The following is a 16,664-nucleotide window of genomic DNA, read 5'->3' as shown; positions in this document are numbered from 1 at the left end:
CTCCCCCGGCTTATGTAAAAAGGCCCCGCCTTCGGACGGGGCCTTTTTTATGCATGTCATGAAGAGGCTTGTGCAGTATGGTTCTTGCAGCAGGGCGTCTGCAGAGCCTCGCCCATTCTGCCTGTGCAGCATACCTAGCGGAAGAAGCCCGCCCCATGAGGCTCTGCGGACAGGTCTATTTTTTCTCGCCCCAGCGCGCCATCAGCTGATGCGCTACGCCCAATTGATCCAGAATCCGCGCGACGACGAAATCGACCAGATCCTGCACCGTCTGCGGGTGATGGTAGAAACCGGGGTTGGGCGGCAGGATGACGACGCCCATGCGCGACAGACGCAACATATTTTCCAGATGCAGGGTGGAGAAGGGTGCTTCGCGCGGCACGATCACCAGCTTGCGACCTTCCTTGAGGCATACGTCGGCGGCGCGCTCGATCAGGTTGCTGGACAGGCCGGCCGCCACCGAAGCCAGGGTGCCCATGGTGCAGGGGCAGATGACCATCGCGTCCGGCGGGTTGGTGCCAGAGGCAATCGGCGCGAACCACTCCTCGCGGCCATACACGACGAGTTGATCGGGCTTGGCGCCGAGGCGGGCGCTGAGCATGGCGGCGGTCTCAGTCGTGTTGCTGCTCAGGCTCAGATCCATTTCCTGTTTGGCGACAATCTGCGCGGCCTGGGTGTAAACCAACTGCACACGACAATCTGCGGCGAGCAGGCTTTCGATCAGGCGCAGGCCGTAAGGCATGCCGGAGGCGCCGGTGAGGGCGACGGTGATGGTGATGGTTTTTATCGTCATCGCAAGTCGTGAGTCGCTAGTGGCAAGTCGCCAATTCTACGGTGCATCGGCTGTTTCGACTCGCGACTCGCGACTTGCGACTTGCGACGCCTTATCAGCGACTGGCGAATCTGCCAGCAGCCTAGCCGTAATCAGACCATTGACTGCGCCGAAGAAGGTGGCGGTGGCGGAGAAGATTGGCCACAGGCCCCAAAGACCTTCGTGAGGCACCAGCCAGACGCGGGCCAGCAGCATCTGTCCGCCGATATGGGCGAAAGCGGCGAGGACCGACAGGCTGACCGGGCCGAACCAGCGGCGCGGCAGGTGTACGGCAACAGACAGTAGCGCGAGCGTGCACAGGGTGCCGGCGAGGCTGAGGAAGAAGCCCGGAGCAAACAGCTGGCCGAGCAACAGGCTGGTGGCGAAGACGCGCAGTAGCGCGACCCAGGCGGCTTCGGACCAGCCGTGGCGCAGTAGCACCAGCAACACGACGATATTCGCCAGGCCCGGTTTGACGCCGGGCAGAGGCGTCGGAATGGCGGCTTCGGCAATTGACAGGACGATGGCGGCTGCCGCGTAGCGGGCGACGCGGTGGTCGGAGGCATCGGCGCGGATGAAGGTTTGGGTCATCAAGCGAGTAGCGTGCTTCTGAATTGATGAAGCCACGTCAAGCCAGGAATGACGGCGAAGGGGGCGCTTCGTTGTTTGCGAAGCAGCATTCTGGAAGCTGCCGTGGGCTCACCTGAGCAGAGAAAGTTGTGATGGGGGCAAATGTCGGCATTCATATCGACTTGCCTGTCTGTAAAAGCCCGCAATTGTGCTCTCCTGGTTCAATAACTCATCGAATCATAGGCGGCGCGCCGGCCGGTGAGTTGCAGGCTGACTTCATTCGGTGCGCAGATCGCCGCTGCGCCGCTGCGTGACAACCAGCCCTGCTTCACGCAGTACTGACGCTGGCCGGGGTCGGAGGCCACGCGAGCGCGCCCCGGTTGGACTTCGATATGGGTGATGCCGAGCGGCCCCTTGACTTCGAATCGGGCGGAGCGATCCAGCGGCAGGCTGGCGACGGTCTGTCCACCGGCACGCACGATGGCCGTGGTTGGCAGATCCGGCCCCCACAGGGTCAACCCGGCGGCCAGAGTAGCGCCGAAGGCGGCGAGGATCACCAGATAATCGCCGGGGAGCAGCAGGGCGAGCCAGTGACGTACCGATATCCTCGTGGAGAGCCGCATCAGGCGGACTTCTTCAGCCCGGCATCGAGCGAGCGATGCCGCACCATGACCTTGGCTTGATCGGCGAATTCCCGCGCCAGCCATTCGGCCAGATACACTGAGCGGTGCTGGCCGCCGGTGCAGCCAATGGCCACGGTGAAGTAGCTGCGGCCGTCGTGGCAGAACGAGGGCAGCCAGTCGGCGATGAACTTTCTGATGTCCTGTGCCATACGCAGGGCATCGTCCGAAGCCTGCATGAATTCGATCACGGGCTGATCCAGGCCGGTGAGGCCGCGCAAGGCCGGGTCATAAAAGGGATTGGGCAGGCAGCGCACGTCGAAGACGAAGTCGGCATCCACCGGCAGGCCGTGCTTGAAGCCGAAGGACTGGAACAGCAAAGTCGGCCCGGCACTGGGGGCGGATTCGATCAGCTCGCGAATCCAGCCGCGCAACACGTTCGGGTGCAGGGCGCTGGTGTCGATGCGATGGCCGAGTTCGGCGATGCGGGTCAGCAGGTGGCGTTCATGGCTGATCGATTCCTGCAGGGTCTTGCCGTCTTCGGCCAAGGGATGACGCCGACGCGTTTCCGAGAAACGCGCGATCAGGGCTTCATCACGCGAGTCCAGGAAAATGAAGCGCAGGTCGCGTACCAGTTCACGTACATGGGTAATTACTTCGGGCAGGGCTTCGATGCTGGCGCCGGAGCGCACATCCACAGCCACGCCGACGCGGGTGTAGCCCTCTGCCTGGAGTTGCCCGATGAGCTGGGGCAACAGGGTGGAGGGCAGATTGTCGACGCAGTAATAGCCGGTGTCTTCGAGCAGTTTGAGGGCGATACTCTTGCCGGAGCCGGAGAGGCCGCTGATCAGGGTGAGTTGCATGGGTTACTGTGCCAAGACGGGTCTGCAAGCCGAAGGATAACGAAAATCAGCGCCGCAGGGTCTGTTGCCAAGCCTCGTGGGCGGCGCGGCGCTGCGCACAGCGCGCCAGAATGGCTTCGCGCTCTGCCGCATCGGCACTGTGCCAGCCGGTGATTTCATCAAGCGTGCGAAAGCAGCCGACGCAGGTATTGTTGCGATCATCCAGACAGCAGTCGCGTACGCAAGGCGAGGCGGGAAGCTCGGCGGCCATAGCTCAGAAGCCCCGGAAAAATGAAGCGGAGTGCAACGCAGCGCTTCTGACGCGACGCCCCGACGATGACAGTACATCCAGTACGGCAAGGAGGGGCAACAAAGTCAGAATCATTTTTTGGGGCTTCTACCAGCTGAGCTTGCGCCCGGTGTAGTCAAGGAAGCAGCCGTTGTCGTCGGCTGACAGGTCGTCGATGACTTTGCGCAATCCTTCAACCGATTCGCTGACGCTGATCGCGGCGTTGGGGCCGCCCATGTCGGTGCGCACCCAGCCCGGATGCAGGCTGATGACGGTGGCGCCTTGTGGCCCGAGTTCGTTGGCTGCGACTTTCACCAGCATGTTGGCGGCGGCTTTGGAGCAGCGATAGGCCAGGGCATCGGTGCCACTGGTTTCGGTGATCGAGCCCATTTTCGAGGACATCACCGCGATTACGCCGCCGGCCCGTGCCACGCAGGAGCCGAAGGCCTGGATCAGACGCATCGGTCCGAGCACATTGGTGTGCATCACGGCATCGAAGGTGTCGTCGCCGGGGGCGGCAAAGCTGCCCGTGTCGGGCCCGAAAACGCCCGCATTGACGATCAGCAGATCCAGCGGCGCATCATCAAAATGCCAGCTCAGCGCGGCGACCGAATTGACGTCCGTGACATCCAGTGTCTGCAGGTCGACGTTGGCCGGAGCCCAGCCTTTGGCTTGTTCTGGCGCGCGGCAGCCAGCGATTACGTGCCAGTCTTCCGCCGCATACTGCACGGCGAACTCCAGGCCGATGCCGCGACTGGCGCCAGCGATAAGTACGGTCTTGCTCATGGGTGTGGCCTCGGATCAGAATGGGTACATGACACTGAGCTGAGGATTATGTGCCCATGCCGGCGCGAAGGCTAGACGGCGGCCCTCAAAGCTTGCATCCGGCGATGCTGCGGTGCATCATCAGTCTGAAATCTTCAGCGGGTTTATCGGCATGTCGGCTCCACCCCTCCGTCATCCCTTTTCTGATGCGCCTGCAGGCGTTGCGCGCCTGGAAGTCGCATCCGGCGTGCACTGGCTGCGTTTTGCCTTGCCCTGGAGCCTGAACCACATCAACCTGTGGCTGATTGAAGATGGTGGCAGTCTGGCCATCGTCGATACCGGCCTGGGCGATCCGCCTACGCGTGGACTGTGGACCGAGCTGATTGCGACCCTGGAGCGTCCGATCAGCAAGATCATCGTGACCCATTACCACCCCGATCACATCGGTAACGCCGACTGGCTTTCACGGGCGACCGGTGCACCGGTATGGATGTCGATGAGCGAATTCATGCTGGCGCATGCCGTTCATGGCCAGACCAGCGGTTATGGCATGAGCAGCATGCTCGGCCACTTCCGCCATCACGGCCTGGATGAAGAGCGTCTGGCGAAAATGGAGGCGCGCGGCAATGTGTATGAGCGCGGCGTGCCGACCTTGCCGACACAGATCCAGCGCATGCTCGATGGCGACGTGTTGCGCATTGGCAATCGTGATTGGCGGGCCATTGCCGGCTACGGCCATTCGCCCGAGCATATTTCGCTGCATTGTGCCGAGGCCGGCGTGCTGATTTCTGGCGACATGCTGTTGCCGCGCATCACCACCAATATCAATGTGCCCGCCGCGATGCCGGACGAAGATTCGGTCGGGCGCTTTCTGGCTTCCTTGCAGCGTTTCGTGCCGCTACCGATGGACACGCTGGTGTTGCCGGCGCACGGTTTGCCCTTCCGTGGCCTGCATGCCCGAATAGGCCAACTCGTGGCCCACCACGCCGAGCGCGATGCAACAATGCTCAAAGGCCTGACGGAGCCGCGCAGCGCTGCCGAGCTGCTGCAGACGCTGTTTACGCGGCCGCTGGATGCGCACCAGTTGATGTTTGCCATGGGCGAGGCCATCGCCCATCTGAATCATTTGTGGCACCGAGGATTGCTGCGCTGCACTAAAGAAGATGGCGCCCCCATCCGTTACCAATCCATCACGCTTCCTCAGCTTCATTCTTAGCCTCATCAACCCCTCTTTCAGGAGTCTGTTCCATGGCTGCCCCCAAAATCGAAGCACCCAAGCCCGAGCTGGCCAACCATCAGGAGATGGCCAAGACCTACGCCGAAGTGGCGCAGCGCGCTTCCAAGCTGCTCAACGCGCATATGCAGCGCGAGATGAAAAAGGGCATCCAGCCGCCCAGCGACGAGCTCGGCGTGGCCCAGGCTTTCATGGACATGATGAACAAGCTGCTGGCCAATCCGTATCGGCTGGCGCAGAACCAGATGAATCTGGTGTGGGACTACTTCTCGCTGTGGCAGCACTCCATGCAGCGCATGTGGGGCCTGTCGCCCGACGCGGTCGCCAGCCCGGCCACCGGCGACAAGCGTTTCAAGCATGAAGACTGGCAGGATCACTTCCTCTTCGACTTCGTCAAACAAAGCTATCTGATCGCCGCGCGGCATATTCACGACACGGTTTCCGGCGTCGAGGGTCTGGACGAAGGCACGCAGAAGAAGGTCAACTTCTACACCCGCCAATATATTGACGCGATTGCCCCGTCGAACTTCGCGCTGACCAATCCCGAAGTCTTTCAGGAAACCATCCGCAGTCACGGCCAGAACCTGATCAAGGGCTTCAACAATTTGCTGCAGGATGTCGAAGAAGGCGATGGCAGCCTGCGTATCCGCATGACCGATACCTCGGCCTTCGAGCTGGGCAAGAACGTCGCCACCACGCCCGGCAAGGTCGTGTTCCAGAACGAGCTGATGCAGCTGCTGCAATACACGCCGACGACTGCCAAGGTCAGCAGCCGTCCGCTGCTGATTGTGCCGCCGTGGATCAACAAATACTACGTGCTGGATCTGCGCGAAAAGAACTCCTACATCAAATGGTCGGTCGATCAGGGTCATACCGTCTTCGTGATCAGCTGGGTCAATCCCGATGTCAAGATGGCGGGCAAGGGCTTTGACGATTACATGAGCGAAGGCGTGCTGGCGGCTGTGGATGCAGTGATCGAGCAGACTGGTGCCAAGGAAATCAATGCCGCCGGCTACTGTCTGGGTGGCACCCTGCTCGGCACAACGCTGGCCTATATGGCTGCGAAAAAAGACAAGCGCATCGCTTCGGGCACCTTCTTCACCTCGCTGCTGGATTTCTCGCAGCCCGGCGAGCTGGGTGTGTTCATTGACGAAGAGCAGGTCCAGGCGTTGGAAAAGAAGATGGCCGAACGCGGCTATCTGGAAGGCTCCGAGATGGCCGGCACCTTCAACATGCTGCGTGCCAACGATCTGATCTGGTCCTTCGTGGTGAATAACTACCTGCTCGGCAAGGATCCCTTCCCCTTCGATCTGCTCTACTGGAATTCTGACTCCACGCGTCTGCCGGCGAAGATGCACAGCTTTTATCTGCGCAAGATGTATCTGGAAAACGCGCTCGTCAAGCCCGGCGGCGTCGAGGTCTGCGGGGTCAAGATTGATCTCTCCAAGATCAAGGTGCCGTGCTACTTCATTTCAACTGTCGAAGACCACATTGCCCCCTGGAAGAGTACCTATACCGGCGCTCAGCGCATCAGCAGCGACGTGCGTTTCGTGCTCGGTGGCTCGGGCCATATCGCCGGCATCGTCAATCCGCCTGCGGCCAACAAATATGGCTTCTGGGTACGTGACGACGACAAGCGCCCGGAAGACTGCGAAGCCTGGCTGGAAGGCGCCAAGCATCAGGCCGGCTCATGGTGGACCGATTGGCAGGCCTGGGTGAAAGCGCAGGACAGCACGGAAGTCGCCGCACGCGATCCGGCCAAGGGCAAGTTCAAGGTGCTGGAAGACGCGCCGGGCTCTTACGTGAAAGCGCGTCTGGACAAGAGCCCGAAGTAAACGCAATTCACGCAAAAAGCGGGGCGCTGGCTGAAGAGCCGCGGCCCGCTTGTGTTTACGGCATGCCTGCTTGTACAGGCAATGTGGGTGCGGCTCTCCGGACAGGCTCTAGCCTGCCAACGCCGCCGCCTTGGCCCGCTGTTTGCCCAGAATGCGGCGCCGCGCGGCGCGCGCCAGCGGTGTCCAGCTGAGCCAGTACCAGCGCAGCGCCACCGACACGCCGCGTAGACATTCATCGGCCATGTAACCCAGCCAGATGCCCGGCAGGCCGTAGCCGAAATGGATGCCGAGCAGCCAGGCCAGCCCCGTGCCCATCACCACATTGACGTAGATATTCACCTTGGCCGGATAGCGCGCGTCGCCGGCTGCGCGCAACGCGCCGGTGATCAGGATGTTCAGGCTGCGGCCCTGACCTGCCAGCAACTCGATGGCCAGGATGCTGCCGAGCAGAACCGGCACCGCCGGGTTGTCCGAGAACAGCGCGATGGCCTGCGGCATGATCAGCCAGGCCAGCATGCCGCCAATGGCCGTGGCGATCAGGCCGATCCGCAGCGAGCGCCGCAGCAGCGTATTGGCTTGCTGCAGATGACCTGCGCCGACATGATGGCCGATGATGATTTCGGTGCCGCTGGCCACTGCGTTGACCACCATATTCACCATGCCATTGATCTGCATGGCGTAAGCGTGCACAGCCAGCGCTGCCGTGCCCAGGCTTCCCGCCATGGCCACCGTGGCCATGAAGCAGACGCGGAAGCCGATCTTCTCGCCCGCACTGGGCAGGCCGATGTGCAGGATCGCCGACAGCGGCTCGCGTGCGACCCGCAGCGCATCATGCAGGCGCAGCGAGATGCCCAGGTGCCGTGCCCACACCCACAGCAGCAAGCCGAAGACCAGCAGGCGCGAGGCCAGCTGGCCGTAAGCCAGACCCATCACGCCGAGTGCCGGAATCGGCCCGACGCCGAACACCAGCGGCGCGCTGACCAGCAGGTGCAGCAGGTTCATGGCCATCACCAGACGCATCGAGATCTGGGTGAACGTGAAGGCGCGCAGCACCGCAAACATGGTGATGTTGATCGCCTCCACCGCCAGCGCGCAGGCAATCGCCCGCATGAAGGGCACGGCCATGTTCATCAGCTCGGGCGGCAGGAACAGCAGGCGCAGCAAGCCTTCCGGCCAGGCGCCGACCAGCAGTGCCGCGGCCAGCCCCAGCCACACCGAGCAGGCAAAGCCGGCACGCGCATGTGCGCGTGCCCCATCGGCATCGCCTGCGCCCCGGTGCTGCGTCACCATCACGCTGGCGCCCATGCTGACCACCCGGAAAATACGGTCAAACACCATGCGCAATTGATTCGACAGGCCGAACACGGCCACCGCCGCCGCCGACACATGCCCGGCCATCCACAGGCCCAGCGTGCCGATCAGCATGAATAGCGCCATCTCGACAAAGATCGGCCAGGACAGGGTGTAAAGATCGAGATCGGCGTGAGCGAGGGCTTTGTTTGCAGGTTTCATGCTGGCGAGTATCGCGCTTCGGCAGGCAAAGATTTTGATCGGAATTTGCGTATTGCGGTGGCTGCGCCCAAACGGTTTCCAGCTTCCAGTGGGGCCGTCAAACGATACCTGAATCCACCAGGGGCTCGGTCGCTTGGCGTTAAGAAGGCGACGGGATTCTCCCAGAGACAGCCCGAAGAGCCTCGCCCCGCTTGCGTTTACAGCATGCCTGTTTGCAGATCCAATACCCGCGCGGCTGTTCAGGCAGGCTCGCTACGGCGCCTCCACCAGCTCCGCCCAGGCCGCGACAAAGCCCTGCACGCGGGGCGAGTCTTCTTTCTGGCGGGTGGCCAGCGCCATGATCAGGTGCGCGCCTTCGTCACGCAAAGGTACGAAGCGCACGCCGGAAATCTGTACTACGGCCAGCGGCGCGGGCAGCACGGCGATGCCCATGCCGGCGGCGACCAGACCGATCTGGGTCAGTGCTTCCTGTGCCTCTTGCGCCACGCGCGGGGCGAAGCCGGCCTTGGCGCACAGGCGGCGCAGGTATTCAACGACGCTGGCGCCGATGGAGGCGGGATAGCAGATGAAGGCTTCGTCCTGACATTCGGCCAGTGACACGTCGCTGCGCCCGGCGAGCCGATGGTCCTCGGGCAGCACCAGACACAGCCGGTCCTGACGCAGAATCTGCATGCGGATGCCATCCGGCGCGGCGGATTCGTTGAAGCGCACGAAGCCGATGTCCAGTTCGCCACGCTGCAGGGCGGCGAACTGGACGTGGGTGGTCATCTCGCTCAGGCGCAGGCTGACCGCCGGGAAGGCTGCGCGGTAATGACGCAGCAGGTTGCGGATGTCCGGAATCAGCAAGCCGCTGGAGGTGAAGCCGATGCGCAGCTCGCCTGCCCCGCCGCGCGCGATGCGTTGCAGTTCGTCGGCCACATCGGCGCTGGCACCCAGAATTTCACGCGCACGCACGAGCAGGTGCTGGCCGGCTTCGGTGAGCTGTACGCTGCGCTTGGTGCGGATGAACAGGGCAACGCCCAGCTCCGCTTCCAGCGCCTGGATTTGCTGGGACAGCGGCGGCTGGCCGATGTGCAGGCGGGCGGCGGCGCGCGTAAAGTGCAGCTCTTCGGCGACCGCCAGAAAGTAACGCAGATGGCGCAGCTCCATTCATATCTCCAGACTCTTAGTTGAGCCTTAAATATATATTGGACTAAGCCTGCGACCAAACTTAAGATGCCTGAAACGTCTTTTCAACGGAGCTTTTCCCCATGACCGACCGCTACGCCATCATCGGCAACCCCATCGCCCAGGCCAAATCCCCGGCCCTGCAGACCGCCTTTGCCCAGCAGTGCGGGCAGGACATGGAATATGGCGCGATCTTCGCCGAACTGGATGGCTTCGTGGCCGGCGTGCGGGCGTTCCAGCAAAGCGGCGGCAAGGGCATGAACATCACCATGCCCTTCAAGCTCGAAGCCTTCGAACTGGCCGACGAGCTGACTCCGCGCGGCCGTGCAGCCGGCGCGATCAACATGTTCACCCTGCGTGCCGACGGCACGATCCTCGGCGATAACACCGATGGTTTTGGCATCATGCGCGACATCACCCACAACCTCCGGCGCAGCCTCAAGGGCGCACGCGTGCTGCTGCTGGGCGCTGGCGGCGCGGTGCGTGGCACCTTGCTGCCATTGTTTGACGAGGCGCCCGCTGAGATCTTCATCGCCAACCGCACCGCCAGCAAAGCGGTGGAACTGGCCGCCGAATTCGGCGCACAGGCCGGCGTCATCAAGCTGGCTGGCGGCGGGTTTGCCGATATTGCCGGGCGCTTCGACGTGATCATCAACGGCTCGGCTTCCAGTATGACCAATGACGTGCCGCCGCTGCCGGCGGGCGTGTGGGACAAGGATTCACTGGCCTACGACATGGCCTACAAGAAAGAGCCGACCGCTTTCGTCCTCGCCGCGCAGGCTGCTGGCGTGGGCCAGACCAGCGACGGTCTGGGCATGGTCATCGAGCAGGGCGCCGAGTGCTTCTTCCTGTGGCGCGGCCAGCGTCCGGACACCGCGCCGGTGATTGCGGCGCTCAGGGCGGCATGATTTCTGTAGGTGCGGCTTCAGCCGCACACCGCGTGTGGATGGCGGACTGACGTCCGCCCTACACCCCCAGTTCCCAGTTTCTAATTTCCAGTTCCAAAAAAGTGACCCAAGAACTCCTGATCCTGCTGCCCATCTGCTTCATCACCGGTGCCATCAACGCAGCCATCGGCGGCGGTGGCTTGATTGGCATTCCGGCCTTTTACAACGTCCTCACCACCTTTTCACCCGCCCAGATCATGGGCGTGGACAAGCTGTCCTCGGTGATGGGGCATGGCATGTCGATCCGCCAGTACGCGCGCAACATGAACCTGCCCTGGCGCCTGATGTTGCCCACCGCGGTGACGGCTTTTGCCGGCGCCTATATTGGTGTGCGCATGCTCAATCTGATGCCGACCGAGTGGATGCGGCCGATCATCATCGCGGTGCTGGCGATCATGCTGGTTTACACTTGGTTCAAGCCGCAGATGGGGCATGTGGACGCGAGTCGCACGCCGACCCGTTCAGATCTTGCCAAGGGCGCGGCGCTGGGTCTGGCCCTGGGTTTTTACGATGGTTTCATCGGCCCCGGCACCGGTAGTTTCCTGCTCTTCCTGTTCGTGCGTTTCTTCCACTTCGATTTTCTGCGCGCCACGGCTTGCGCCAAGGTCGTGAATTTCGGCACCAACGCCGCCACCCTCGTGTTCCTGATTCCGGCCGGCATGGTCGATTACAGTCTGGCCTTGCCACTCGGCGTGGCCGCGATCTGCGGCTCGGTCGTAGGCTCTCGCCTGGCGATGCGTGGCGGCAATCAATGGATCCGGCGCTTGTTCTTGATTCTGGCGGTCAGCTTGTTGTGCAAGTTGGTATGGGAAACCGTAAGGCCCTGGCTGGGGTGAGCACCTTTGGCTAAGTGCTGACCGCCTGCGGCGGAGCAATGAGGGTTGAGTGCTGAGTGGGCATGCTTGTAAAGCCGCGCTTGGTAAGTCTTTCCGGGCATGCGTGCTGGAGAGGTCCGGCGTGTGCGGCTCTCCGGCCATGCCTGCATCCATGTTTAGCGTGGGGGTGCCGTGCACGCCGCTGCAAGCTTGGCGTAGGACGCCAACACTGACATTCCCGCGTGGGATGGGGGAGCGATCAAATATTCAGACAAAGAAAAAGGCGACCCGCAGGTCGCCTTTTTTATGTGCTTCTTTGCTTACTTGTTGCGTCGACGCGAAGCCGACACTAGCAAACCCAGACCGGCGGCCATCATCAGCCAGGTCGAAGGTTCCGGCACTGCCGTAACCGGGGTAACTGTGGTGCCTGGGCCAACGATACCGCCTGTGCCAGCGGGGATCGGGTTTGGCGCTGTGCCGGGGATGTTGCCGGTGCCTGGACCGTCGCTCGGGCCTTGAGCGATGGTCGGGCCGGGGGTGGGCGCTTGCGGCGCACCAGGTACGATGTCCTGCGGGCCAGCGCCGGTCGGCGGCAAGGCGTCGAGCGGACCTGCACCGGCAGGCGCCTGGGTCAGCACGCTTTCAGCAAACTTGTCGTCCTGCTTCTTTTTGTTGTCGGCAAGCGGGCGAGCCTTGCGCCGCGGCGCGATGGCAGCTGGCGCGGATTGGGTCGGAGCCTCGGCATTCAGCGCATCGTCAATCAATTCCGGAGTGCTGATTCCCGCGCTGGTGGGCGCGGTTGCGAGATTGCCAGATGCAGAACTGCTTCCTTCGGATTTCTGGGCAGCAGCAAGGGCGGCTGCTTTAGCCTTCTTTTGCTGATAGTACATTGACCCGCCGATGGCGATAGCTGTACAAGCCAGCAGCAAAGCCAGCAAAAGGGCCAAGCGGCGGCGGCGCTGTCCGGACTGAGTAGTAGTGTTATTGGAGGCCACGATGTTTTGCCCTGAGTCAGGTGAAGCTAAAGTCGGTTATCTTACAGTTCTGAGGCCCGATTTTGCTGCATTGCGGATGGAATCTACTGTGATTATTGTCACGGTTGTAGATTTATATTCTCGTCGCGAATGTTTGTAACATATTGATGTGTGTGGGGTTGACGGCCAGCCGGGGCGTCCTCTGGCAGAGGGGTCGATAGCCATGTATATATAAATGTGCGTGCAGGCGGCGCTCCAAGTTGCTGCGGATAGATCGTGATAACTTGTTGATCCAGTTGCACAAAGCCCGAAATCCAAAACGAGAGAGAGCATCATGACCAACGTACGCCAGATTCTGGATGGCAAGAAGAGTCAGCAAATCCATACCGTCAGCCCGCAAACCTCAATTTTTGAGGCGCTTGAGCTGATGGCAAGCAAAGATGTCAGCGCCGTACTGGTGCTCGAAAACGAACGCCTGGTGGGGATCTTCACCGAGCGCGACTATGCCCGCAAAGTCATCCTGAAGGGCCGCAATTCGCGGGATACCCAGATCAGCGAGTTGATGACGCAGAATCTGCTGACCATTTCACCCACGCAGACCGTGGAAGACGTGATGGAGATCATGACCGAGAATCGCTTCCGCCACCTGCCGGTGGTCGAGCGTGGGCAGTTGATCGGGATCGTGACCATCGGCGACGCAGTCAAGACCGTGATCGACCAGCAGCAGCAGACGATCAATCAGTTGGCGGGTTACATATCAGGCGATATTGCGCCGGGGATGTAAGCCTGAGTTTCGGTGTTAGCAGATGGCCGGTCCTGTGACCGGCCATTGCTTTGCCTGCGAGATGCGTGTGATTCGCAATACTGCATTGATTTTACTGAATTAATTTTTATCAAGGCAATGCATTGGGAGTGAAGGAGGCGATAATCCGGCCCGTCTGTATTTCACCCTTTCGCCTCATGAGCCGCAAAAAAAACGTCGCCCTGCTGTCTGTCGCCTCCAATAGTCTGCTGATCACCCTGAAGCTGATTGCCGGCACTTTGTCGGGTTCGGTCAGCATCATTTCCGAGGCCATCCATTCGATGATGGATCTGGTCGCGGCGGTGATTGCCTTTTTTGCGGTGCGCATGGCCGATGTGCCGCCGGATGAAGATCATCCCTATGGACACGAGAAATTCGAGAACGTGTCGGGCGTGATCGAAGGCGTGTTGATTGTGGTCGCTGCTGTGTGGATCATCACTGAGGCGGTGCACAAGCTGTTCAATCCGGCCCCGCTCGGGGCGGCGGGTTGGGGCGTGGCGGTGATGTTCGTGTCGGCGCTGGTGAATACGCTGGTCTCGCGCTTGTTGTACAAGGTCGCGCGCGAAGAGCATTCAATGGCGCTGGAAGCTGACGCTCTGCATCTGAAAGCCGATGTATATACCTCGCTGGGCGTTGGTTTCGGCCTGGCTGCGATCTGGCTGACGGGCTGGCATCAGCTGGATCCGCTGGTGGCGATTGCGGTGGCGCTGTTCATCCTGAAGGAGGCTTTCGAGCTGATCGCCAAGGCATTTGCGCCGCTGATCGATGCCAGTCTGCCGAAGGAAGAAATCGACGCAATCCACTCCGCACTGGGCCGGCATGCGCATGACTTCATCGACTATCACAATCTGCGTACGCGTCAGTCCGGCAAGATCCGTCACATTGATCTGCACGTCACGCTGCATCGATACAGCACGCTGGAGCACGCCCATGCGCTGTGTGACCGGCTGGAGGCTGAAATCGTGGAGGTGATCGCCCATGCCAATGTGTTGATCCACTCCGATCCTTGCGACGAATCGTGTCGCTGTCCGGATCAGTCCTTCATGCGGCCGATCAGCACAACCCCTGTAATCACCAGCCCCGCACCAAACAGCTGAATCGCGCCCAGCGATTCACCGAGAAAAACCCAGCCGAACAGGATGGTCAGCACCGGACCGAGGGTGCCGATCATTGAGGTCGCGCTGGCGCCGATGCGACGCATGGCGACCGCAATCAGCCAGATCGGCAATACCGTCGATAGCAGCGCCATGGCCAGTGCGAGGGCATGCACCTGCCAGGGCTGGGCGAGGCTTGCCAGCGGCCGCATCAGGACAAACTGCAGCAGGCTCAGCACGCAGGCCACGCTAGTGGCGAGGGCCGCTACACGCGTGGCGCCCAGCGTTTTCACTTCCTCGCCGCTGAGCATCAGATAAGTGGCGTAAGAAAGCGTGCTGCCGAATACCAGCAGGCAGCCCAGCGCGACATTGCTGCCGGCATGGCTCAGATCCAGATCGTGAGAGACCGCCAGCCCAATTCCGATATAGCACAGCAGCATCGGCGCAAGCATGGCGCGGGCGATGCGCTTGCCGAGAAATACGGCGGACAGGATCACGACCAGCGTCGGGTAGATGAACAGGATCAGGCGTTCCAGCGCCGCCGTTATATAGCGCAGACCGAGAAAATCCAGATAGCTCGCGAGGTAGTAACCGGTGACGCCCAGCACCAGCAGCATGAGCAGATCGCGGCGACTCAAGGCACGCGGTTCGCGGTACGAAATGCTGAACCCCATCGCGATAAAGAAAGGCAGGGCGTAGCCCATGCGCAGCGCGAGCAAGGTTTCGGCATCCACGCCGTAGCGATAGGCGAGTTTGACGAAGATGGCCTTGAACGAGAAGCACACTGCGCCTAGCACGGCGAAAGCGAATCCGGAAACCTGATGTGTGCTGCGCATGTCAGGCTGCCTGCATGCGCTGGCGGTGTGCATACACTCCATGCAGCTCATTGAGCAGCAAGGCGGCGATCACCACCGCACCGCCTTGCAAGGTGGCCAGCGTCGGCACTTCGCTCGCCCCCAGCCAGGCCCACAGCGGGCCAAGCACCACTTCGAGCTCGGCCAGCAGCGAAACCTGCGGCGCAGACAGACTGCGCGCAGCCACCACCATCAGCATGCACGGCAAGGCCAGCTGGAAACAGCCCAGCACGCCGAGAATCTGCACGTCATGCAGGGTCGCCTGCAAGGGGAAAGCAAAAGGCAGCATCAGCAGCGCCGAGAACGTCGCCCCCAGACACACCGCCGGCACCAGATCCACGGCATGCCCGGAACGCTTGAACACGATGACGTTGATCGCCGAGGCCAGCGGCACCACGAAGGCAATGCACATGCCGAGCACGTCGCGGGCGCTGCCGGCCTGAACGCCGCCGGAAAAGATCCAGGCCATGCCCGCCACGGCCAGCACGATGGCCAGCCAGGTCGCTCCGGCAATCGGCTCGCGCAGGACCACCCAGGTCAGTAATGCGGTGAGAAGCGGTGCGGCACAGCTCACCACCAGCGTGTTGCTGGTCGAGGTCAGGGTTAGCGCAATCATGAAGCTGGTGAACATTGCGCCCCACAGCAGGCCGGAAACGAGCAGGGAACGGCTGGGCCGGCGCAAGGCGGCCAGCGCCTCGTGACCCCGCGTCGCCAGCAGGGCGAGGATCACGAAGACCGCACAGAAGGCACTGCGCCAGAAGGTCACCTCGAAGCTGCGCGCTGCGTCCAGATGGCGCGTGAGCACCCCCGCCGTGCTCCACAGCAGGGCACAAAAAATCATGACGGCAACCGCCGTCGGGCGGCTGTAACGACGGGTGAACATCTTCAGCCGGCCTCGACCAGAGCCATTACTTCGGCTTCATCTTCGACCAGTGAAAAGGCTGCCCGCACCTCATCCAGAATCGGCCGTGGCAAACCGGCGCGCGTGTCGATGAAGACCCAGGCGGTTTCCGCCCGCGCGAGCACTTGTCCGTCAGATTCGCGCCAGAACAGGTATTTGCGCGTGCTGCTGCGCTCCCCCATGCTGCTCACCCAGGTCAGCAGGTTGATCGGATCATCGAGTAAAGCCGGGCGCAGGTATTCAATGAAATGCGAGCGGATCACCCAGGAGCAACGTTTTTCGAAGTAGCGCGCCATCGGCCAGCCCAGCGCAGTGGTGTGGGCAATCGCCACCTCCTGCATCCAGCGCAGGTACTCGACATTATTGACGTGGCGATGCACATCAATGGCATCGGCGGGGATGGTAAAGCGGTGGCTGTAGATACGGGACATGATGAAAAGCTCGGAATAAACCGTACGCAGGAGGATGGTATGAGCCTAGCGTCAGTATGCCACCAGTGCAGCGGCGATGGGCACTGTGCTGAGCCGGTGGCTGAAGAACCGCGCTGGACGGGCTTGTGCAAGCATGCATCACGCTGGCAAAGGCGCACTGCGGCGCTGCAGGCAGTGTGCTGCGGACCTTTATTGCGCCGC

At 61.8% G+C, this 16,664-nt stretch carries 18 protein-coding genes; 6 read left to right on the top strand and 12 right to left on the bottom strand.

What is annotated here, in order from left to right:
• Nucleotides 1-175 precede the first annotated feature (175 nt).
• The 6 genes from ABXR19_RS03840 to ABXR19_RS03815 all read right to left on the bottom strand — a co-directional run bounded on the left by ABXR19_RS03840 (nt 176) and on the right by ABXR19_RS03815 (nt 3,918).
• Nucleotides 176-793 carry a flavin prenyltransferase UbiX gene (locus tag ABXR19_RS03840; protein WP_354599772.1) on the bottom strand — a complete coding sequence of 206 codons (618 nt, stop codon included), beginning with the start codon at nt 791-793 and terminating at the stop codon, nt 176-178.
• Between the two features lie 36 nt (nt 794-829).
• Entirely contained in the window at nt 830-1,402 is a 573-nt protein-coding gene (locus ABXR19_RS03835) for a Gx transporter family protein (protein ID WP_354599771.1), read from the bottom strand.
• Nucleotides 1,403-1,602: 200 nt separating this feature from the next.
• Nucleotides 1,603-2,004: a NusG domain II-containing protein gene (locus tag ABXR19_RS03830; RefSeq protein ID WP_354599770.1), complete on the bottom strand. Its 402-nt coding sequence runs from the start codon at nt 2,002-2,004 to the stop codon at nt 1,603-1,605.
• Nucleotides 2,004-2,864: an RNase adapter RapZ gene (rapZ, locus tag ABXR19_RS03825; protein WP_354599769.1), complete on the bottom strand. Its 861-nt coding sequence runs from the start codon at nt 2,862-2,864 to the stop codon at nt 2,004-2,006. The genes ABXR19_RS03830 and rapZ overlap by 1 nt, the downstream gene beginning before the upstream one ends.
• Nucleotides 2,865-2,910: 46 nt before the next feature.
• Nucleotides 2,911-3,114, bottom strand: a complete 204-nt coding sequence (locus tag ABXR19_RS03820; protein ID WP_354599768.1) for a DUF1289 domain-containing protein — start codon at nt 3,112-3,114, stop codon at nt 2,911-2,913.
• A gap of 126 nt (nt 3,115-3,240) precedes the next feature.
• Nucleotides 3,241-3,918 (bottom strand): SDR family NAD(P)-dependent oxidoreductase, encoded by a 678-nt coding sequence (locus ABXR19_RS03815; protein WP_354599767.1) that lies wholly within the window; start codon nt 3,916-3,918, stop codon nt 3,241-3,243.
• A gap of 151 nt (nt 3,919-4,069) precedes the next feature.
• On the opposite strand from ABXR19_RS03815, the gene ABXR19_RS03810 reads away from it, so the two are divergent.
• Nucleotides 4,070-5,113, top strand: coding sequence for an MBL fold metallo-hydrolase (locus ABXR19_RS03810; RefSeq protein ID WP_354599766.1), 1,044 nt, complete (start codon nt 4,070-4,072; stop codon nt 5,111-5,113).
• Between the two features lie 32 nt (nt 5,114-5,145).
• Complete coding sequence (locus ABXR19_RS03805) at nt 5,146-6,966, top strand: PHA/PHB synthase family protein (protein ID WP_354599765.1); 1,821 nt, start codon at nt 5,146-5,148, stop codon at nt 6,964-6,966.
• Between the two features lie 108 nt (nt 6,967-7,074).
• On the opposite strand, the gene ABXR19_RS03800 is transcribed toward ABXR19_RS03805, so the two are convergent.
• Together ABXR19_RS03800 and ABXR19_RS03795 are read right to left on the bottom strand one after the other, a co-directional pair.
• Nucleotides 7,075-8,478 carry an MATE family efflux transporter gene (locus ABXR19_RS03800; RefSeq protein WP_354599764.1) on the bottom strand — a complete coding sequence of 468 codons (1,404 nt, stop codon included), beginning with the start codon at nt 8,476-8,478 and terminating at the stop codon, nt 7,075-7,077.
• A gap of 252 nt (nt 8,479-8,730) precedes the next feature.
• On the bottom strand, nt 8,731-9,627 hold the full coding sequence (locus ABXR19_RS03795) for a LysR substrate-binding domain-containing protein (RefSeq protein WP_354599763.1): 897 nt from the start codon (nt 9,625-9,627) through the stop codon (nt 8,731-8,733).
• 101 nt (nt 9,628-9,728) lie between these two features.
• Here ABXR19_RS03795 and aroE point away from each other — a divergent pair, with 101 nt between their 5' ends.
• Nucleotides 9,729-10,553, top strand: coding sequence for a shikimate dehydrogenase (gene aroE, locus ABXR19_RS03790; RefSeq protein ID WP_354599762.1), 825 nt, complete (start codon nt 9,729-9,731; stop codon nt 10,551-10,553).
• A gap of 101 nt (nt 10,554-10,654) precedes the next feature.
• Nucleotides 10,655-11,428 (top strand): sulfite exporter TauE/SafE family protein, encoded by a 774-nt coding sequence (locus tag ABXR19_RS03785; RefSeq protein ID WP_354599761.1) that lies wholly within the window; start codon nt 10,655-10,657, stop codon nt 11,426-11,428.
• Between the two features lie 299 nt (nt 11,429-11,727).
• Here ABXR19_RS03785 and ABXR19_RS03780 read toward each other — a convergent pair whose 3' ends face one another.
• A complete protein-coding gene (locus ABXR19_RS03780) occupies nt 11,728-12,402 on the bottom strand; it encodes a PEP-CTERM sorting domain-containing protein (RefSeq protein WP_354599760.1) in 675 nt (224 codons plus the stop codon).
• Between the two features lie 313 nt (nt 12,403-12,715).
• Here ABXR19_RS03780 and ABXR19_RS03775 point away from each other — a divergent pair, with 313 nt between their 5' ends.
• Nucleotides 12,716-13,165, top strand: coding sequence for a CBS domain-containing protein (locus tag ABXR19_RS03775; RefSeq protein ID WP_354599759.1), 450 nt, complete (start codon nt 12,716-12,718; stop codon nt 13,163-13,165).
• Nucleotides 13,166-13,341: 176 nt separating this feature from the next.
• Entirely contained in the window at nt 13,342-14,280 is a 939-nt protein-coding gene (locus tag ABXR19_RS03770) for a cation diffusion facilitator family transporter (protein ID WP_354599758.1), read from the top strand.
• Here the strand turns inward: ABXR19_RS03770 and ABXR19_RS03765 are convergent.
• From ABXR19_RS03765 to ABXR19_RS03755, 3 genes are read right to left on the bottom strand one after another with little or no spacing between them, the layout of a single operon-like run.
• A complete protein-coding gene (locus ABXR19_RS03765) occupies nt 14,217-15,113 on the bottom strand; it encodes a DMT family transporter (RefSeq protein WP_354599757.1) in 897 nt (298 codons plus the stop codon). The two genes, ABXR19_RS03770 and ABXR19_RS03765, sit on opposite strands and share 64 nt — an antisense overlap.
• 1 nt (nt 15,114) lies before the next feature.
• Nucleotides 15,115-16,014, bottom strand: coding sequence for a DMT family transporter (locus ABXR19_RS03760; protein WP_354599756.1), 900 nt, complete (start codon nt 16,012-16,014; stop codon nt 15,115-15,117).
• Nucleotides 16,015-16,016: 2 nt separating this feature from the next.
• On the bottom strand, nt 16,017-16,463 hold the full coding sequence (locus ABXR19_RS03755) for an acyl-CoA thioesterase (protein WP_354599755.1): 447 nt from the start codon (nt 16,461-16,463) through the stop codon (nt 16,017-16,019).
• Nucleotides 16,464-16,664 lie beyond the last annotated feature (201 nt).

The organism is Uliginosibacterium flavum (genome assembly GCF_040566545.1).
Lineage (GTDB): Bacteria > Pseudomonadota > Gammaproteobacteria > Burkholderiales > Rhodocyclaceae > Uliginosibacterium > Uliginosibacterium flavum.
The sequence above is the reverse complement of the archived record's forward strand: the minus strand, read 5'-3'. Positions and strand labels throughout refer to the sequence as shown.